The organism is Ignavibacteriota bacterium, from assembly GCA_019637995.1.
Lineage (GTDB): Bacteria > Bacteroidota > Ignavibacteria > Kapaibacteriales > UBA2268 > JANJTB01.
Genome location: JAHBUQ010000001.1, coordinates 223,631 through 245,618, shown reverse-complemented (window position 1 = coordinate 245,618; position 21,988 = coordinate 223,631). Strand labels below are relative to the sequence as shown.

Sequence of the window (21,988 nt, the reverse complement as noted above, 5' to 3'; positions counted from 1 at the left end):
GTTTCATTAAAATAATATTGCAATATTTCTATTTTATAATAACCAGTTTCTTTACTTCATTAATTGTTGGTGAAGTATATTGAATGAAGTAAACTCCTGATTCCAAATCATTTGAGTTTATAAATAACTGTCTTGATCCTTTTTCACTTTTCAACAAAAAATCTTCTTTCAAATATCCGTTAGAATTATAAATTGAAACACTATGAATACCATTTTCAATAATGTTTACTGATATAGAAATCATCTCGCTATGTGCAGGATTTGGATTTATTTTCATTATACCGCCCTGTCCATTTGGATTAATCAGCCTGGCACCTCCCTCGAAGCATATTCCAAGCGAAGTAAATATGCCACTTTCCGGCATGACAGCGACATCATCACCATTTACATTTGGATTGCTGATAATTAAATTGCTGATTTCAGCATCACCAAGTCCTACTTTGAATGGAATTCTTAAAAGTTCACCTTCCCCATTATAAGGTACATCTTTAAGAGTAAGTGAGCCAATCCCGTCAATTATTTCATAATCGTTAGTGTTAACAGGGAGAAGAATTGTAGGATTGAATTTCAAATGAAAATCAAACGAATTAATTACAAATCCGGTTAAATCCGATGCTTCAGTTGCAATCACGGGAATTTCAATCACATCACCGGCAAAGCCCTCAGAAGATAATACTTTCAAATTGATAGCCGCAGCAGGGTAAATTGATGCTGAAATCCTGACTTCAGACATTAATTTGCAAATAGAATCCACAATTTGGAAAGTGAAAATATTAATTCCTGACAGGTCGTCTGTTTTAATATTTCCTGATATTGCTCGAGTTTCACCTGAATTAAGTGAAATTCGATTTTCAGTGAATTCAATATCATTATTATTAATAATTGTAAAAGTATTTGTTGTAAATCCGCTGTTAGTTAAATTCACTTTAAACTCAGCAGTCTGACTTTGAATAATTCGCCCAACATCTAAAGTATTCTCAGATATTTCAAAAGATACGGGATGATAACTTGCTTCAACAGGAATTGAAAGTTCGGAATCAATTTCAGAATTGCTCTTAATAAATAATTGACAAGACTTATCACCTGCAGATTTTGGTATAAATGACAGCTCAAATTCGGCAGACTCACCCTGAGGAATAGAGTTATTTTGGAGCGGAGTAATCACAAATTCCGAGTCAATATCATTTAATATATCAATTGATTCAATATTCAGTGTTTCTCTGCCTTGATTTGAAATAGTAAAATTTCTGTTAATTGATGATTCACAATTCAGTACTTCAAAATTTTGTGAAAGAACAGAAATTATTGGCTTTTCTTTCTTATTAACTATGGCTCTAATATCAACTGCAGTTTCAAAATTACAAACTTCATCAAGTATTGTAATCTTCCCGGATAGACTCGCAGATTCATTAATTCCATCGAATTTAACCTCGATTTCAGCAGACTGATTTGGAAGTAGGAATACAGTTTCGGAGGTTAAATAAAAGGGTGATATTGAATTAATGAAAAAATTTGCCGCTTTATTGCCAGCATTTTTGATAGTCAGGATTTTTGTAGCATTTTCATTTAAATCTAAAATCCCAAAATCTATATTGCCACTTTCAGATATAGCTTTTGCACCATTCATAATGACTGAAATAGGAACTCTTGCAATAGAATCAGGATTGGAATTGCTTTTTATAACAATTTCGGCAGTCTTTATTCCCGGTAAATCAGATGAATACTGAACATCTACTGCTGAGGTTCTGTCGGGATTCACAGACAACGGTAGTTCTGAAAGAATCTCAAAATCAGAACTGTTAACTCCCTCAAAGTGTATTGATTCAACATTTAGAATTGCACCTCCGCGATTGGAAATTCTTAACTGTGCTTTATGCTCACTCTGGCAAAACAGTTCCGGGAAAAAATTATCAGAAACTAATATTGAAGGGTTAGGATTAATGCCTTCACCACCAAGTATTACAACTACGGGACTACCAACACCTTTATGATGAAATTCGAGCGAGCCGCTTGTCCTTCCTTTTTCCGACGGCTCAAATCTCAAATCCATAAATAGAGTATCACCCGGCATTAAAACTTGATTTCCTCCTCCTTCGATAGTCTTAAAATCTACATCATTAGGTTTGTTGTGACGAGTCTCAGTTATTTCAATCGGATTTTTGCTATTGTTTGCAATCATAGCAGTTCTTAAAGTATCCTTATTTTCTCCTACCAATACTTTTCCAAAGTCAATATTTCTATGTATTAGCATTAAATCAGGTAATAAACCTTCACCTGTAATCTTTCTTCTGATTGTATCTGATTGAGTATGAATTATAATATCAGAATTATTTTTACCTGCTTTCACAGGATTGAAATAAAACTCTGTTTCATCAGCACTATCAGTTTTGATTAATATATTGCTGTTTCGGCTTACAATCGTAAAAGCATCTTTTTCAGGTCCTTGGAAAAATATAGAATCTATTCTAAAATCAAAATTGCCAACATTTTTTATGAAGCCGACTACGACTGAGTCTTTGGAATTTCCAAGATAAACCTGTCCCATATCAACATCTATAGCTCTCGCTTCAGGAGCAGCGATTGTCCAGAGCAAATCGGAAACATCCTCCTGTAATGCATCATTACCACCACCTGCTCCCCAGATGTAGAAATCCAGTAAGCCAAGTCTTGTCCTCAAAATAGTACTACCAAAATCTCCCGCATTTGTATAGTTTCCACCTATATATGAATTCCCCCATGCATCAAGTGCAATTGAAAAGCCATAATCAGCATAGGAACCACCTGCTCTTTTAACCCATTCTACCAAACCTTGTGAAGTATACTTTGCAACAAATACATCAAGAAATCCTTTACTGATTACTTCATTATTATCAAATGTAGCCCTATTTGTAAATGCTCCTGTAATTATTGCGTTACCATCAGAATCAACTGCTAAGTCATAAGCTGCATCGTTACTATTTCCACCGGCGGTTCGCACCCAGTCAAATCTGCCATTAGTATTGAGTTTAGCTATAAAAATATCACTTGTTTCATTTTCACTGGCTGAATTTGCTTGCAAAGTAAACCCGCCGAAATTAGCTTCTTTCATATAACTTCCGGCAATAAAAACATCGCCTCTTGAATCAACACCAATTCCAAATCCGGTATCATCTCTTTCCCCGCCCGCCTGAGTTACCCATTCCATTGTTCCATTTTGAAAAAACTTGCAGATAAATACGTCATAATCAGTAAATTCAGTATCTTTTCCGGGTGTAACAAGATTAACGTTTTCGAATCTTGCTGACCTGCTGAATCTTCCCGTCAAATAAATTTTATTTCCAAGGTCAACAGCCAAAGAAAGCCCTTCATCCTGATACTCTCCTCCAAATTTTTTTACCCATAAACAATTACCTTCAGGTGAGAATTTTGTCAGGAATATATCCGTACTACCGCTACTAAATATTTCAAAACTTCCAAAATAAGCTCCTTCACTATAAGCACCTGTAATAATAACATTGCCTAAATTATCTATTACAATGTCATTTGCAGCATCATCACCGGGACCACCGACATTTTTCACCCATTCAAAAGAGCCGTCGGGCAGGATTTTCGCAATGAAAGCATCAGTTCCACCTCTGCTTAGCAGTACACGGGAATCATAAAAAAGTGATTGAGAGAATTTACCGACTACATAAGAATTTCCGAAGAAATCAACCTCAATTTCATTAGCTACATCAGATTCCGGTCCTCCTAATTTCGTCAACCATTCAAGCTCACCATCCGGAGAAAACTTTGCAATAAATATATCTTCTTTACCTTCTGAAGTCAATATTTTACCTTCTACATTAATTGTTTCGGTAAATTGTCCAGTAACATAAATATTACCATAAATATCGAGAGCTATTCCTGAATGAGGTTCATCCAAATTGAAATAAAAGTCACCCCCAAGAGTTCTTGCCCATTCGGCATTATTTCCAATATCCATCTTGAGTTGTGATACCTTCATCAGACATTCTTTACTTGGTGTTCGAGGGATTCGATTCCAATTAAAAGTACCACCGTTTGTTCTTTCCGATACAAGATTCCAGTTATTGCCATTATCATAGCTGTATTCGAGTCTGACGTCATCAGTTTCAGGAATTCCCTCCCATGTGACCACAGTATCATTTCCGGCTACAAAAAGCTCATTACCGTTAGGATGTGTGAGCTTCAAAGTCTTTTTCTCAGGTCTCTTTCCTGCAAATCCTCCACTTGCAAATATTTGTGCAGGGCACAAATTATTATACATTTCCATTCTTGTCCAAGTATATTCTCCACCGGGCTGTGCTGTATAAGTAATTTTTACCGGTTGCGTTTGCCCTTTATTAATTTTGAAAGACCTTGGAAATACTTCGAATGCGGGATGGTCAAACTTTATTTCCGAGACATTCAAATCGCCGTTATTTGCTGTGATAAAAATCGTTGTATCTCTCGCTGTACCTGGCATTACATTTTTAAAAAATACTGATTCCGGTGAAATATTGATACCTGTCACCGAGTTAAGTGGCATATTATAATTGAAATACTTGTTCATTAAAGTAGGGTAGAAATTGATTTCAGCCAATCTTTCCCCACCAAAGCAAGTGACATCACTTTCCCAAACTATTTCGCATGCTTCAGCACCCGAAACAATTTTCAAAATTTGATTATAAGTTTCTGATGCACTTTGGGCTGTACTTACATTTTCGAACCATTGACCACCTGTTACATTTGCAATTTGCCTAAGCACAGGAGGACATGGCATACCTAATGTGACAACAAAAATCATTGCTTCCTGCTGAATTGCTTCATCAATTATCAAATGCTCCAAAGTTGCAGTTGTTGGTCTGCCGTCAGTCATCATAACAATAACTTTTTTATATTGAGCATTACGCGAAACAATCAATCCTCCATAAAGTTCATCTATAAAAGCTGCATTGTAACTTGTTCCACCTTGTGCAAACAAATCATTCACTTTATCTAAGAGAATTTCTTTTATATTTGTAAAGTCCTGAATTAAGTAATTTTCAAGGTCAAAGGCAGTAATAGCACATTCAGAGTCACCGTCAGGCATTGCATTTATCCAGGCTCTTGCAGCAGATTGAGCAAGGAAGAGATTTCTTCTTGCCATCGAACCCGACGCATCCATAACCAAAACTGTTGAAACAGGCTCTAAAGTAATATTTGAATTACAAGTCAGGGAGATTATTCTTCGGACATTCCCCTCCTCAATGATGCTGATATCATCAGTTGTGACATTTGTGATTTGATTTCCATGTTCATCGAATGCAAGAAATTTGGCTTTCATAATAGGGAATTCTGAAGCATCAATATCAAAAATATCAAATGTCTGTGCACTAAGCGGCACGAAAATAGATAAATAAATTAAAATATGTAGGTATAATCTCATAAACTTACTTGCATTTTGCTCATTAACATTATGTAAGTTAATATTTTTTTTTATATTTTCAAAATTATTTTTTTTCAATAATTCTAAAAAAAGAAAAAACAAGTAAGTTTATGAAAAACAATATAATATTGATGCTTTACTTATTCAGATTGCAAATACGTATAACCATATAATCCCGACCTGTAATTTGCCAGAAATTCTTTACCTTCGGTAGCAGTAATTTTACCTTCTTTGACAGCTGCTCCAACCCAAGTTTCCATAGTGCGTACAAGTTTTTTGGAATTGAATTGCACATAGTCTAAAACTTCTTCTACAGTTTCACCGTCAATAATTTGTTTAATGATATATTTATCATCATTAACAGCAATATGAACGGCATTTGTATCACCAAATAAATTATGCAAGTCACCCAAAATTTCCTGATAAGCACCAACCAAAAAGACACCAATGTAATACGGCTCGTTCTTCTTTAGCTGATGTACCTGCATATTATAGGAAGTATCACCGATTCCGATAAAATGGTCTATTTTACCATCAGAATCGCAGGTTATATCCTGCAAAGTAGCGGATTTAGTTGGTTTCTCATTCAATCTATGAATAGGAATAATCGGGAAAATCTGGTCAATTGCCCAAGAGTCAGGCAATGACTGGAAAAGCGAGAAATTACAAAAATACTTATCTGAGAGCATTCTTGCAAGTACTCTTAATTCTTCATAATTATGTTTGATATTCTGGGATATTTCGTGTATTTCTCTTGCTATAGACCAAAAAAGCCTTTCAATGAGTGCCCGGGTTTTCAAATCCAGCATTCCAAGGCTGAATCTATCAAGTGATTCTTCACGAATTTGAAGAGCGTCATGCCATGCTTCAATCATCCGGTTTTTGGTTAATTTTTGAAAAATACTATATAGCTCCTGTACAAGTTCATCGTCTTCTTCTGTTACATTATAGGATGAATCCCATGTCGGGAGTGATGTTGTTTCAAGAACATCAAATATCAGCACAGAGTGATGAGCTGTAATAGAGCGTCCTGATTCAGTAATAATATTAGGGTGAGGAAGTTCATTTTTATCGCAGGCATCCACAATATTAGATACAGCATCATTTACATATTCCTGAATTGAATAATTTATGCTGCTTTGATTTGATGACCTCGAGCCGTCATAGTCCACACCAAGTCCACCTCCGATATCAACAAATTCGATATTAAAACCGGCTTGACGAAGCTGAACATAGAATTGTGATGCTTCACGGAGTGCAGTCTTAATCTTTCCAATTTTAGTGATTTGGCTTCCAAGATGAAAGTGAATAAGCCTGAGTTCGTCCATTCTGCCTGCGGACTCAAGGAGTTCTGTTGCTTCAAGGAGTTCACTTGCAGTCAGTCCGAATTTGCTTCTGTCACCGCCCGAACTTTCCCATTTGCCACTCCCTGAACTTGCCAGCTTTACACGAATTCCAATATTAGGCTTTACATTAAGCCTTTTGGAGATTTTCAGAATCAATTTAATTTCATTCAACTTTTCTACAACAAGAAAAACATTCTTCCCCATTTTTTGAGCAAGTAATGCCAGCTCAATAAATGCTTCGTCTTTGTATCCATTACATATAACAAGTGCGTTAGGATTGTCCTGTATAGCAAGTACAGCGTGTAGTTCAGGCTTAGAGCCTGCTTCAAGACCGATATTGAATTCTTCGCCATATTTGACAATTTCTTCTACAACCGGTCGCATTTGATTTACTTTAATTGGATAAATGATAAAGCTTTTGCCGTTGTAATTATATTCTTTGGATGCAATTTGAAAACACTTGAAAATAGTTTCAATTCTATTATGAATGATGTCAGGAAATCTTAATAATACAGGCGTATCAACATCACGGATTATCAATTCATCAATTAATTCACGTAAATCTACCTGCACACCATTTTTCGTTGGTGTAACAAATACATTCCCTTTTTCGTTAATGCCAAAATAGTTGACTCCCCAACCGTCAATATTATATAATTCAGCTGAATCTTCTATACGCCATTTGCGCATCATTTATCCTCGTATTTCAAATTGCAAAAAATATTCATTAATAGACGAAATTATTAATTAAAATTTGATAACAAAAATAGATTTTTAAAAAAATTCTATTTACATTATTGACAAAAAAACTCTGTTAATTAACAGTTAATAATTGATAAAATCAGGTTAGTATATGATAAATATTAATATAAATGTAGTCTATTCAAAATAATTTTAATATTTTTGTGTTTATAAATTGTTCTTAAAAGAAAATTAATTTATTTGTTTTAATATCTATATAGGTTAAAAATATGCGAATTATCACCAAGTTATCAGTAATGATAGCATTTGCAGTCATGACTACTATTGGTGCTTTTGCTCAGAATTGGGATTTCACCGAAACTTTCGAAAATCATAATGCTCCAACAAATACATATTCACCTGGCAGTTTTGTCGGCGATAATGGTATTACATGGAATTATGTACGTGGCAGAGATGACCAGGGCTTCAAAATAAATGCTGATAATAAGTCATTTATGTTTGCAGCTTATGATGCTAATAATCCCAGAATAACTTCTTCCACAATCTCAGGTGGAATCAAGAATTTCCAGGTAAAAATGCTTAAAGCCTTTACCGGTTCGGGAAATCGTCAGATTGAACTTTACATTAACGGTAATTACATAGCAACTTCGATTGCTTGGGATAACACTAATGTACAAGTATTTGAAGTAAATGATATTGATATACCGGGAGATTTCACGATTGAAATCAGAAATCTGGGACGTCAGGTTGTTATAGATGACTTGTCATGGACAAGTTTTGGTGGAGGAAATGGAGGTATTCCTTCAAAACTCCGAGTTACGAGTGTCAAACCAAATGTTCCGATGCGCAATGTACCATTCAGAACACTTGTAGAGCTTATTGACAACATAAATCTTAATCAAACAATCCCACATCCAACAAGAGTTGATTTCAAGATTTTAGATGCTTCTGCTAATTTGCTTCATGAACAAACTTTCTATATCCCAGCAAATAGTGCTGTTTATTTTGTAGAAAACTTAACGCTTGATTACAGTGGCAACATTCAGATTATTGCTGAAGCACCTGAAAACAAAAATCCTGCCGGATACTATCTTGATGATGCTACATCGCCATTTACTGTATCTCCGGCACCTGTTCTTGATATTGATATTTACGATAAAGGGCATGCAGGAGCAGTTCATCCGACTATAAATGTTTATGCCAGAAATAACGATGGTAGTGTTAATGAATATTATCATGGTTTTTCTTCAACTTTGACTATCAATAACGGTGCTTATTCAGGTACTGTAAATACAACTTTTAATAATGGTATTGCAACATATTCAGATATCATGTTTACATCACCAAATACTATGTACAGCGTTAGTGCAACAGGCCAATATTTGAATCCTTCAGTTTTTAAAGATGTAAATGTATTAGCTGCTCCATCTATGTCAGAAGTCATAGTTCCTGCATATTTCAAAGGTGAAGGTTCATTCCTTCCTGATGGTAATGGCAGAATTCCTTCTTATGCATTTGTAACATTCAACAATTTACACCCAAATACTGAATACAGATTCACAACAGGCGGGGTGAATACTATACCTAACACAAATCCAACTACAGCTGGAAATAATCTTGCTTATGACCATAATACTGATTCTTATGTGATGACAAGTACTAAGAACTTAACAGATGTCGGCAATTACTCATCATTTGTTACAGGAAGTCAGGAAACATCAAAATCAGTATGGGTTAATTTAATAGCAACTACTAATGCAGTTTTTGCTGTAAACCGTGATATAATCTGGACTGTTGATTTAGGTAACGAACGTGGCTCAATGATCCAAAGACTCTATAGTAGTACAGCATCAAGAAGCTTGCGATACTCTACTGCTTCAAATAATTTTGAAACCGGCTTAGTAAGCTTTGCATCCGGTCTTTACGACCCACAAAGCCCTTCATCTCCAAAAAATTACATTGTAATTTATGATGAAAATGAAAATCCTGTTACAACTGCAATTGTTCAAGGCAGTGGTGCTGAACTTAGAACACCCGGCTTTCCTCATCAAGCTCATCCATATTATGAAAATACTGAATTCACTGATGGTGCGTGGGCAACATTCATTCCTAACAACCTGCCGGGCGGTGTAAGAAGAATCGCTGAATATACTCCTCAAGGTATGAAAGTAAATGAATGGACTGATAATGATGGAAATTGGGCAGGCTATAATACAATAGGTAGTAATTATGGTGCATTCCCACCTTCGGAGAATTCATCGGAAATCGCTTTTGCCGTACCTCAGTTTGAACTTATTACTCCTAATACAGGTTCAGAAATTTGCAATCCGTTAGAGCCTGTTTCTGTAATATGGAACTCTCGTGGTGTTGGTCTTATAAATATTTATATTTCACAAAATGGTCAAGCCTGGGAACCTCTTGCTTTTGATTATGATGCAAGACAAGGTGAATATATTTGGGATATCATAAGAGACAGATATTCAAATACTGACAACCGTTTGAGAATTACAAGTGAAGAATTTCCGTATATTGAATATACAACAGGTATTTTCAGAGTATTTGATACTCCGATTATTGGCAACTATTCACAATCTAATGTATGGTGTCCGGATGAGGATATCTACTTAACGGTTGAAGCGACCGGTACTGATTTGAACTACCAATGGTACAAAGATGGCATTATGCTTCATGACGGCGATGATTACAGCGGTGTAAACAGCCCGATTATTTATATCAATAATCTTAAGCACAGACTTTCAGGTGCCTATACTGTAAGAGTAGGCGGACACCCAAGCTGTGAGTCTGTTGAAACAGGACCAATGGTAGTTTATGTAGCACGCCCACTTTCAATATTCAAGCCTGAGGATGATGTTAATATCGGCGTAATTCTCGGGGAAACTGCTACACTTGAATTTACTGTTCATGGTAATGGTGGAAATGGTCTTCAGGATGATTTAGAAAAATATCAGTTCAAAATTCAATGGTACAAATACGACCCGAATTTACCTGTAGATGTTCCTCTTAATGATGGAATGCCTCGCATGGCAGGTTCAAAATCTAATTATTTGACTATTAACAAATTCACTAAACGTGATGAAGGTCAGTATTATGCAGTTGTTAAAGGTCTGTGCGGCGAATCAGTAAAAACTCCTATGTTTAAAGTAACTGAGCTTGAGCTTTCAATCACTCAGCAACCTGCTAACAAGGAAGCTTGTATCGGGAGCAACACAACATTTACTTTCGACTATTTTACTAACATAAATGAAACAGCTCAAATTAACTGGTTTAAAAATGGTGTATTGATAAGCGATAATGCTAAATATGCCGGTACAAGAACTAAAACACTAACAATCAATAACGTTGACGCTGACGATGCAGGTGCTTACACAGCAAGAGTAACTCTTGTTGAAAGTGGTTCTGAAATCACTTCGGCTGCAGCTCTTATGAGAGTTCTTAATCCTGTTGTTATCCTACTTCAAAGTGAAGGCGTTATAGAATTTGAAGCAGGCAAACAAATGCTTATTGAAGTAATTGCTGAAGGAAATGATGACGAAGTCCTTACTTATCAGTGGTATTTAAATGACCTTATGATTGAAGGTGCTGACGAAGGTACTTATATCAAAGACGACATCACTGTTGATGATGCAGGCATTTATACTTGCCAAATTACCGGCATTTGCGGTACTGTAATCAGCGAACCGGTTGAAGTTGTCATCACTACCGGTGGCTCGACAAGTGTAAATAATATTGCTGAACTTGGCTACATGTTAGGTACTCCGGTACCAAATCCTGTTTCAGATAATTTCACAATATCAGTAGAAACACCTGAATCAGCTTATACTGAAATCACTATTTCGGATATGTCCGGAAGAACTCTTGCAACTGTCCATCAGGGCTTGCTTTCAGAAGGCCAGCATCAGATTTCTGTTGATGTAAATAGCTTAAGACTTTCAAGCGGTACTTACTTTATTGGTATCAGAACTGCTAAAGGTTCATTATCTCAAAGCTTTATGGTTATCAAATAATTTATTTGATTATTTTTTAACAAGCAGAAAAATAGAACTGCTCCTCTTTATAACGAAGAGGGGCAGTTTTTTTATAATAAAACCTCCAATTAACAGTTTATACATTTTTATATAATTAAATTCACTGTTTATGAAAAAATTAGCTGTTTATTTATTATTTTTAAGTTTAACTTACTCTTATTCTGCAATTCCTGAATATATGCTGATTGAAGGATTTACTCCCGAAACTAAGCACACTCACTGTGAATCAGGTTGCTGCAGTCAAAAATATGATTTCAACGATAATGCAACTCTTCAAAGCATCTATCCACGAAAAAACTATGATGTTCTGACTTACGATTTGTCAATTGATTTGTCATATTTTCTGTTTAAAGCGGATATGGACAATGAGAATCTTGATACACTTTTTGCACCCGGAAAGCAGAAAATTACATTAAAAATTGACAGTAATGATGTAAATTCATTTATTATTGATGCCGTGGATTTAACTATTGAGAACATCAATATTTTGTCTGATTATACTTCTGATAATTTTTCTTACGAAATAAAAGAACAATTCATACAGTTCAATTCTAAAATAATTCTCAAAGCCGGTGATATAATTAATATTGAAATTGATTATAATATTCACAGAGCATTTAAGCGGGGTATTTACTTTTATGGAAGAAATACATCTGAGCAAAATTTGGGCAGTGAACCAATTATATATACACAAAGTCAGCCAACTAATACAAAATACTGGATGCCCTGCAATGACGCTCCTTATGATAAAGCAATCACATCGGTTACTATTACAGTACCTAGCTCTTTTACCGCCCTCTCAAACGGAAATCTTGATTCAATCAAATATTCAGAAGTTGATGATATAATTTTAGAAACCTACTACTACAGTCATGATAAACCTTTGTCGCCTTATTTGACTACAGTTGTAGCATCAAAATACAGTAGCTTTGAACAGTATTATCAGAGGGTTACAAATCCGCTGGATACAGTTGTCTTTACAAATTATATGTGGGATATTGATTTAAATCCTCCAACAGGCCATCCTTACAACGGTAGATTTTATCTTCGTAATCAGCCAAACATGATGGCTGTTTATGCCTCGCTTTTTGGTGAATATACATTTGATAAATATGGAACCGTTGCAGTATTTCCCTATATGTTCGGTGGGATGGAACATCAGACGCTGACAACTATTCATCGAAACTGGCTCAGACGATTCTCAGAAACCGGATTAACTCATGAAATCGCTCACCACTGGATTGGAAATTTGCTAACCTGTGCTTCATGGAATGATATTTGGATTAATGAGGGTGGTGCCACTTGGTTTGAAGCTCTTTGGTATGAAGCCGCAAATCAGGATGGAACATTTTATTACAATCATTTGCTTGGAGTTGCAAATGCTTATTTTAATCGCCCCAACAAAGCCGAGTTTGCAGTTTATGGAGTACCGGAAAGTCAAGTTTTCATACAAACTCATATAACCTATCTGAAAGCAAGCTGGGTATATCACATGCTGGCTGAACTGGTTGGCAGGGATTATTTTTTTCAGGTAATGCATGATATTTTTGAAGGCAATAAATTCAGAAGTGTAACTACTGAAGAATTTATCGAACTATTTAAGTTGCATATTCAAAATCCTAAAATGGATTTAGACTTATACTTCAGCCAGTGGCTTTATGGAAAGGGGCACCCAATTTACAGAATAAATGCAGAGTTTCCTGATAATAATCCTGATAAATACGAGTATGATGTCTTCATCTCTCAAGTTCAGGATCCTGAGCAATCCTATCAGGAAGTTTATGAAATGTGGATTGATATTTTATTTTTAGACGATAATGACAATTTGTTGAAATCCGAGTCAGTTTATAATAACAGTCGAAATCAGAAATTCTCATTTGAGTTTGATTTTCCTGTACAAAAAATATTAATTGATTACCGAAAAGTACTCTGCGAAATTGAGGAATTTGTCGTATCAGTTTCAGATAATCGTATATCAAAGGCAAAAGTACGGATAGCTCCCAATCCTGCACTTTCAGGTGAATCAATAAACTTATTTTATGATAATGATGTTAATATTACCAGAATAAAAATATTTGATTTGACAGGTAATTTGATTTATCAAAAAGATGGTAATTCTTTAAATCAAATTAACTTTGCACTTCCTCAAGGATTTTATATTGCAGAATTCCGAACTAAATATGGTATAATTCGGGAAAAGCTGATAATAAATTAAAAATATTTTCTCAAACAATAAGCATCATATTTCAATAAAAATATGATGTTTATTTTCAGCTTTGTTATTTAAAAGTTGTGTAATAAGTTCATCTGATTGTGCTAAAAACACAAGTGGAGAAATCGTTCTTTCCTGTAATTTGCCGGCGGGAAAAATCAAGTTTGATAAATACTGATATTTTTGTAAAAGTTCTTCATTAGTGCGTTTTGCAGCAGAATGAGCTTTCTTGTCCAATTGATTGATTTGTTCATTAATTCTTACAAGTGCTCCGTTTACTGTCTTATCAAGCTGATTATCAATACTAAGCAGATATTTCTCTAAATCACTATATAAATTCAGGAATTTCTCCTGAAACTCGCTAAAAACCTCATTATGCTCTGCGCCAAGAAGATTATCAGCCAATTCTTTCTCAATTATACTAAAACTTTTTAAAAAGTACGAAGGCTTAAGTTCAATTTTTGATAGATAACGAGCTGCTTTCTTGTCAATTATCGTAGCTGAAGTTCGCATAACAAGGCAAGGTTTGATTACATTAAATAGATTGTAAAGATAATCAGTTTGCTTATGATAAGCAATTTCGCCCGGTCCTGCCACATAAACTACCGTAGGCAGAACAGCATCCTGAAATATTGGTCTAAGCAGAACCTTTGGGCAGAAATTTTCAGGATTTTCATTTGCAATTTTAATCAAAGAATTCTTATCAATAAGCTCATTATTGATTCTAAAATTTTCATTTTCAATATCAATTCTAAAACGTTTATCACCAATATGATAGAAAAGATTAATGTCAGAAACCTGTGCCTGAATATGGTAACCATCTGCTTCTAATTCTTTATTCCTCTTATCCACGGCAATTTGACTATATCCGGTATTAATGAGTTCACTAAGAACTAAATTTTGGAAGATTCCGCTTTTCATCAATTCAGAAGCTGAAATAAAAAGTAGTCCGTATTGACCAAGAATTTTCTGATATAAATTTTGGAAACATTCAGACCAGGATTTACCAATTTCAAATACTTCATCAATAATTTCGGATATTTGCTGACCAAACTGATATTTTTTGAAATCATCCTTTAGACTTTGAATAAGCTCTAAATCCTCGTTTACAACTTTTTTCCCTGAAACACAGAGATTCTCATCAAAATTAAGATTTACATATTTCGGTACATTTCCTGAGTCATAAATGCAGGAGACAGAAGACTCCTTCAAATCATCATCATTGTCTTCAATCCAAAATATTGGCACAAATTTAAAATCAGGATACTTATTACTCAATTCGTTTGAAATTCTGATTGTATCAACAGCTTTGAATAGTGTATATAGACTACCACCTAAAAAACCTGCTTGCTGACCGGTTACAACTGCAAAAGTATTACTTTCCTGCAAAAGTATTAAATTATTTTTTTGCAAATCAGATAAGTTCTCTTCACCAATTGAAAAATTTATTAACTTGGTCAACAAACTTCTGTTATAGATTCTTTCGGAAATTTTTGAAATCACGTTTGAACAATCGCAAGTGTTTTCTATTAGAAAATCCTGAAATATTTTTGATGAACCCGGAAGTAACTCTAAAGGTATTGAATCAGACATTTGTTTACAATTTTTTAAGATTTAATAATAATCAAAAATACCAAAATATTATCATACAACAAAAGAATTTCAGATAATTTCTATTGTACCCTTCCAATAGTACCAAGACTCCACCTAAGAGCACCGATTTTAGTGTTAATTTTGGTAAAAAGTTCGATTTGCTTAATATTTGCATTTAGTAGAGAATTCTCGCGGGAATTTAGAAGGAATAGGGAGCTTTCTCCGGCATTGAATTTAATTTGTTCACCTTCGAGAAGAATCCTGTAGTTTTCAAGTGCTTGAGAGAATAAACTGAACTGTTGATACAAAATACTGATTTCGTTCAAATAAGAATTTACCTTATTTAACAGTTCTAATTTTTTTGCTTCGAATTGCAGCTCTGCTTCAATTATTTTAATATCAGTAAGCTGAAGCTCGCCTCTTCCTTGTCGCAGAAAAACCGGCATATTAAAGTCTAATTCTACTTTAAAATTTTGATCGGGAAATATCTCATTTGGAAATACATTGCCGGCATTGTTCAGATAATCATATTTCAGATCAAGCTTAGGCTTAAGATATTCCAATTTCAAGCGCCTTTCAACTGCTAACTCCTCAAGTTTGAGGGAATAAACCTGAAGTTCAGGGTGAATAGCAATTAGTGAATCAATGTTTTGAGTCAGAGGAAGTATCTCATTTACAGGTCTGAGAGTCAGCTCTGAATTTGTATCAGGTATAAGATTATCATTAATTTCCATTGGAATCATATTTTCATTCCAAAGAAAATTAGAAAGATAAAGACTTGAGCTAACAAATTCATTTCTTGCGGACTGTAAATTGATGTCTAAATTGAGTATTTGCAAATAGGCTTCCACAGTGTCTATAGCCGGAATATCGCCCTGAAAAAAAGATTGCCTGATACCTTCATATCTCTCGTTGGCAACAGATAATATTTCTGTCGAAAGTTTCAATATACTATAATCTGCTGACCAGTCCCAGTATGCAGAAACAGCGCTAAAATACAAATCGGCAAGAATTCTGACCTGTTCTACTTCACTGAGTTTACCAAATATCTCAGCCTGTCGAAATGCAGCTCTTCGATTATCAATAAATAGTCCCTGTCCTAATGGCATTTTAATTCCGGCTGAAAGCAAACCCTGATTGGGCAAGTTCCTTTCGGGATTTAGATAATTACCGGCAGATTTCTCGTACCCAAAATTAATATCAGGACCAAACCATATAGGGATTTTTAAGCCGGAATTAATTATTTCGTAATAGGATTTATCTTCGTAAATTTTATTGGAATATTGAGCTGAAATAAATGGGTCAAATGCACCACCTGCTCGCAAAAGATTGCTTCTTCCTATATCAATCTGAAGCTGAGCCTGCTTAGCGACCGGATGGAATTTTCCAACTAGTAAAAGGAAATCAGATTCTGCCATCACAATCTCATTTGATGATGATAATGCAGAATTTAGAATAAATAATATTACTAATAATTTAATTTTCATTAATTTTCAATTTTCTGTTCTTAATAGAAATTTTACTTCAAAGATTTACCGGGAGGCTTCATTAAGTCAGATCCATTTTTGTCAATCTTAGAATTGTCCACTTCTTCCTTGTTATAGAAGTCAGGTGGGAATCCGTTGAATTGCCTCCAGGTCTCATACCAAATAGGCACATCATTGAGTAGAATCATTCCCATAGCTCCAGAACCAATTCGCAGTACATCGGGCCATTCTGCATCATCAGGATCAGGTGCGATTAGAATTCTGTATTTCCCGTTACTGCTTATATAATAATCCATTCCGACTACCTCTCCACCGAAAGTACCAATAGATAAATCAGGCCACCCTGAAAATACAATTGAGGGCCATCCATCAAAAATAATCCTAATTTTTTGACCTATCTTCATTAGCGGTAAATCCATTGGACTTATATACATTTCAATAGCGGGATCATAATCCGAAGGTGCAATTGAAATGACTTCGTCACCTTCCTTAATAATTTCACCTATACCTGATTTTGATGAGCGTGCAACAAAACCATTCTGAGGAGCAGTTATGATATACATGCCGCTTCTTATTTCATAATTTTGAAGCATATTTTCCATCTTAGTGAGTTCAGCTCGTGCTTCAAAGAGCTTAGAGAGAGTCTCCCACCTTTCTGATTCAGCTTTTGCGAGATTGTCCGAGTATTGATTCAATTGTGAGCTGATTTCAACTTCAGCATTAATTAACTCATTTTGACTTGTCAGAAGCTTATTAGTAGCAGAAATCAGCTTTGCCTCAGCATCCTGGATTTTTAATCTTCTTTGCTCAAGATCTGTAAGAGATTTAAGTCCTTGGTTGAAAAGTTCTTCCATACGACTTAACTGCTGCTTGGCAATATTAAAATTGGTATTGGCGGCTACAAGGTCAATACTATCTGACTGCACTTTCAGTTTAGTCTGCTGAAAGTAATTTTTTGATTGCTCAACTTTTATATCTCTTATTCTGGCGACTGCACTAATTCTATTTTCGAGAGCATTTATTTTACCTTCATAAGAGATTATAGCGTCTTTTTTCGCTTGAATTTGAGACGCTACTCTTTCCAAAAGTTTTGGGTCAAAATATTCATCCTTGATTTCTGATATTTCAACAATTTTGTCACCCTTTTGAATGTAATCGCCCTCACGAACATACCACTTTACTATCTTACCACCAATAATTGAATTTACTGTTTGCGGTTTCTGGTCAGGGTTAAGTGTTCCAACATATCCTTCCACTCTTACATTCTGTGTCCAGGGCAGAAACATTATAATCATAAAGACTATGAAAATTGATAGCAATATCCTTGAAATTACTTTTCCGGTTTTATAATTCCTGAGAAGTGAAAATGAATAATACTTTTTGATTTCTACCTTATCAGCAACCGATACTTTACTTATATTTAACATATTAATATCTCACTGATTAAATAATATTGAAAACCATGATTCATTCTTCAGTTCATCGTAAGTTCCGATATCTGCTACTTCACCACTGTCAAATCTAATAATTTTATCACACTTTTGAGCTATTTCTCTTTCATTTGTTACCATAATCACGGTCATTTTATTGTTTTTTTCCAAGACGTGATTTAAAAACGCTTCTTTATCCAAACTTTTCAATCTTGAAAGCAAATCTTCCATAATTAACACTTTAGGTTTGCTTGCAATTGCTCTTGCAAGCATTATTTTAAGTATAATGCTCTTCGGAAGTTGTTTTCCTTCAGGGGTCAACAAGGTATTGTAACCTCTTGGAAATACATCGAAAAATCTGAGCAAACCGAATAAATCAGCTGAAAATTTCACATCTTCAAATTTTACATGCTGACGTCCTAATGATATGTTTTCAGCAAGTGTACCACTAAAAATTGTATCCTCCTTGGTCTGGCTATAGCTAATCATCGAACGAAGTTCGTCTCTGTCAAAATTAACATAAGGAATACCATTAATTAAAATATTTCCCCTGAATTCGTCAAAATATCCTGCTAATATTCTAAAAAACATTGATTTACCGGAGCCGTCATATCCAGTAACACAAATTTTTTCTCCTGATTTGAAATCCAAATTTATATCTTTAAGAATATCAAATTTTGAACCTGCAAACTTGTAACTCAAATTCTTAATACTTAGATTCATACCATGGCTGAAATCTTTTACTTCACAAATAGTATTATCGCTTGTCTCCATTTCTAAATCAGTAACAGTGCCTATTTTTTCGATTGCTGTGAGCACATCATATATTGTTTCCATACTAAGAATTAACTTTTCAACTGAAGCAATTACAAGCAATATAATTATTTCTGCCGCAACAAACTGCCCAACATTCATTTGCTGGTCAATTACAAGCAATCCACCGAGAATAAGCAACCCTGCTGTAATGAACACTTTGAAAAGAATCATTACCGAATACTGATATATCAATATCTTAAAGTGCTCTTTTCTGTTATTCAGATATCCTGTAACAGCTTTGTCTGTTTTTTCAAATGGGAGATTAGTATTGCCTGCCATTTTGAATGTTTCGATTGTTCTCGCTATTTCCTCAAGCCAATGTACAACTTCATATTTATATGAAGACTCTTTTAAGCTGGTAGCCAATCCTTTTGGTCCTGTAAATCGGATTATCAAAACTACAAGTATAATCAGCACAACCCCATATATTATAAAAAACGGGTGATAAAATGAAAGCAAAACCAATCCAAGGAATACTTGCAATGATGCTGTTGAAAAATCAATTAATATTTTGGATAAACCTTTCTGAACAGTATTTATATCAAAAAATCTGTTAACAAGCTCCGGAACATACACTTTATCAAGCAAGTCCAGTTTTAGTTTTGGAATTCTAAAAGTAAATTCGAAAGCACCACGAGTGAAAATTTTCTGTTGCAAATTTTCAGTCATATAAAGCTGAAGAATTTGCAATATTCCTGAAATCACTACACCTGACAAAACAAATATAATCAGGATTATCCATGTTGTAGAAATCTGACCGCCAATAATTAAATTAATTATCGCTTGTATTCCAAGTGGTAAAGATAGACTGACTATCCCGTTAAATATAGCGTAAATATATATGTTTATTACCTCTTGTCTGTCAACTTTCAAAAGGTTGAAAAATCTTGTCCAGGGCTGCAATGAAGGTTTAGTTTCTGCCATTTCGGTCACTTCTTAAATTATCTAATGCAAGATTAATAAAATATTCTTTAAATCCCAAATTATCAGAAGAAAAATCAGTTAAAGAATGGAAATGATGAGCACAAAATTTCTGATGATGAATTCCTTCATAAATAGTAGATGCAAGTGATTTTGAGTATTTATATTCAGGATTAATTTCATCACATATATTGCTGAGCCGCTTGCATAAGTTTTTATATGAGCTAAAGAGCCCTTCTTTATTCTCGTTATCTACTTCTTTAGTCAAATATGACTTTGCTGATTCGGCAATTGCAATCCTGCTTAAAGCTTTGAGATTTATCATTCCATTCAGTTCAATATCTTCGAGCTCATCTGCTAAAACAGAAATTGAAGATTTAAGTTTTTCTGCTGGATCTGAGATATTATTAATAGAGAAAACAAGTTTATATTCAAGCCAGCCCCAATACCAAGACATAAGATATAACAATATTCTGTGCTTATTGCAAAAATATCTGTAAATTGAGCTTTCTGTTGAACCAACTTTCTGTGCCAATTTTTTAAAAGTAAACTCTTCCAATCCGATTTCATCAATCAAATTGATACTTTCCTTGACAATATATCGTCCTAAATGAGTTAAAACAGGGTCTTTCAGATATATCTTATCATTAACATTAATTTGTATATTTTTAATTAAATCCAGCATATTAAAATTTGTAGTAATGATTCTATTGATAATAGTATTACTATTAACGTTATATATTTTATAATATTTTATGCAGTATTACTTTTTTATATTTTATTTTAACAATTTAAGCACAAAAACTCCGTTATTGAAGAAAATATTAATTTTAGGCAAGTAATTGGAAATAATTAATCTAAAAAACGGCTCAGAAAGGAAGATTAGAACCGGTTATCTTTGGGCATTTAACAACGAATTGGTTGAAGTAAAGCATCTGACACCCGGAACCGTGGTTGAATTATTCAATTATAATAATTCCAAGAGTTTCGGAAAATGCTTCTACAACCCTAACAGTCTCATAACTGTAAGATTGCTGAAAACATCAGGCGAAATAAACACAAACTTTTTTATTGAAAGAATTAGAAAAGCAAAAAATCACAGAGATTTTCTTCTACCTAATCAATCAAATTATCGCCTTGTTTTCGGGGAGTCTGACTTGCTTTCAGGTTTGATAATTGACAAATATGAAAATAATTTCTCTTTACAAATCCATTCAATCGGAATGGAACTGAATCGGGATATGATAGTTGAGGCGTTATTGAATATTTATCCTGAAACGGAATTCATAATAATGCGTGCAAATTCGAAAATGCGTGAAATCGAAGGACTATCACTCGAAGATGAAATACTTTTTGGTAAGGATCCCGGAAAAATTCTTACAAATGACAGTAATATCAAACTCGAAATATCTCTTACCGAAAGTCAGAAAACAGGTTATTTTCTCGACCAGAGATTCCATCGTTACGAAATCGGAAGAATAGCTAAAGGAAAAAGAGTACTGGACTGCTACACAAATCAAGGTGGCTTTGCACTTCACTCAAAGGCAGGTGGAGCAAGCGAAGTTACTGCTATTGACAGTTCGCAGGAGGCACTGAATTTTGCTGAACGAAATGCTGAAATAAATTCACTTGATATTAATTTCGTCAGGGATGATGTTAAATTTTTTCTTGAAAACGCTGCTGTAAACAAACAGCGTTGGGATATAATCATTCTTGACCCACCGGCATTTTCCAAAACAAAAAAAGCTGTCGGGGCTGCCAAAAACGCATATATAGCAATAAATACTTTGGGTATCAGGCTACTAAAACCAGGCGGTATGCTTGCAACAGCGAGTTGCTCACAGCACTTAAGAGAAGATACTTTTATGGAAATAATTCAAAATTCAGCAAGAAAAGCGGGAAGAAATTTAACTCAAATATATCGAGGATTTCAACCACCGGACCATCCCGTTCATATTTCTATGCCTGAAACGTCTTATCTCAAGTTTTTTATATTCAAAATTGATTATTAATTTTTAAAAGGAAAAA

10 protein-coding genes are annotated in these 21,988 nt (G+C 34.4%); 3 read left to right on the top strand and 7 right to left on the bottom strand.

Annotated elements, in window-relative coordinates; genetic code table 11:
* Positions 1 to 28 precede the first annotated feature (28 nt).
* Positions 29 to 5,407, bottom strand: coding sequence for a choice-of-anchor D domain-containing protein (locus KF896_00940; GenBank protein MBX3042259.1), 5,379 nt, complete (start codon positions 5,405 to 5,407; stop codon positions 29 to 31).
* Positions 5,408 to 5,547: 140 nt separating this feature from the next.
* Positions 5,548 to 7,443 (bottom strand): biosynthetic arginine decarboxylase, encoded by a 1,896-nt coding sequence (gene speA / locus KF896_00935; protein MBX3042258.1) that lies wholly within the window; start codon positions 7,441 to 7,443, stop codon positions 5,548 to 5,550.
* Between the two features lie 281 nt (positions 7,444 to 7,724).
* Here speA and KF896_00930 point away from each other — a divergent pair, with 281 nt between their 5' ends.
* Together KF896_00930 and KF896_00925 are read left to right on the top strand one after the other, a co-directional pair.
* On the top strand, positions 7,725 to 11,480 hold the full coding sequence (locus KF896_00930) for a T9SS type A sorting domain-containing protein (GenBank protein MBX3042257.1): 3,756 nt from the start codon (positions 7,725 to 7,727) through the stop codon (positions 11,478 to 11,480).
* A 130-nt stretch (positions 11,481 to 11,610) separates the two neighbouring features.
* On the top strand, positions 11,611 to 13,716 hold the full coding sequence (locus KF896_00925) for a T9SS type A sorting domain-containing protein (GenBank protein ID MBX3042256.1): 2,106 nt from the start codon (positions 11,611 to 11,613) through the stop codon (positions 13,714 to 13,716).
* Positions 13,717 to 13,740: 24 nt separating this feature from the next.
* On the opposite strand, the gene bshC is transcribed toward KF896_00925, so the two are convergent.
* From bshC to KF896_00900, 5 genes are all read right to left on the bottom strand, one after another.
* Positions 13,741 to 15,306, bottom strand: a complete 1,566-nt coding sequence (gene bshC / locus KF896_00920) for a bacillithiol biosynthesis cysteine-adding enzyme BshC (protein MBX3042255.1) — start codon at positions 15,304 to 15,306, stop codon at positions 13,741 to 13,743.
* A gap of 80 nt (positions 15,307 to 15,386) precedes the next feature.
* The gene (locus KF896_00915; protein ID MBX3042254.1) at positions 15,387 to 16,793 is read right to left on the bottom strand and encodes a TolC family protein; all 1,407 of its coding nucleotides are present in this window, start codon (positions 16,791 to 16,793) and stop codon (positions 15,387 to 15,389) included.
* 32 nt (positions 16,794 to 16,825) lie between these two features.
* Positions 16,826 to 18,220, bottom strand: coding sequence for an HlyD family efflux transporter periplasmic adaptor subunit (locus KF896_00910; GenBank protein ID MBX3042253.1), 1,395 nt, complete (start codon positions 18,218 to 18,220; stop codon positions 16,826 to 16,828).
* Between the two features lie 9 nt (positions 18,221 to 18,229).
* Entirely contained in the window at positions 18,230 to 19,963 is a 1,734-nt protein-coding gene (locus tag KF896_00905) for an ATP-binding cassette domain-containing protein (GenBank protein MBX3042252.1), read from the bottom strand.
* Complete coding sequence (locus tag KF896_00900) at positions 19,950 to 20,645, bottom strand: TetR/AcrR family transcriptional regulator (protein MBX3042251.1); 696 nt, start codon at positions 20,643 to 20,645, stop codon at positions 19,950 to 19,952. Before KF896_00900 ends, KF896_00905 begins: the two co-directional genes overlap by 14 nt.
* 157 nt (positions 20,646 to 20,802) lie before the next feature.
* On the opposite strand from KF896_00900, the gene KF896_00895 reads away from it, so the two are divergent.
* Positions 20,803 to 21,972, top strand: a complete 1,170-nt coding sequence (locus tag KF896_00895; GenBank protein MBX3042250.1) for a class I SAM-dependent rRNA methyltransferase — start codon at positions 20,803 to 20,805, stop codon at positions 21,970 to 21,972.
* Positions 21,973 to 21,988: the final 16 nt, after the last annotated feature.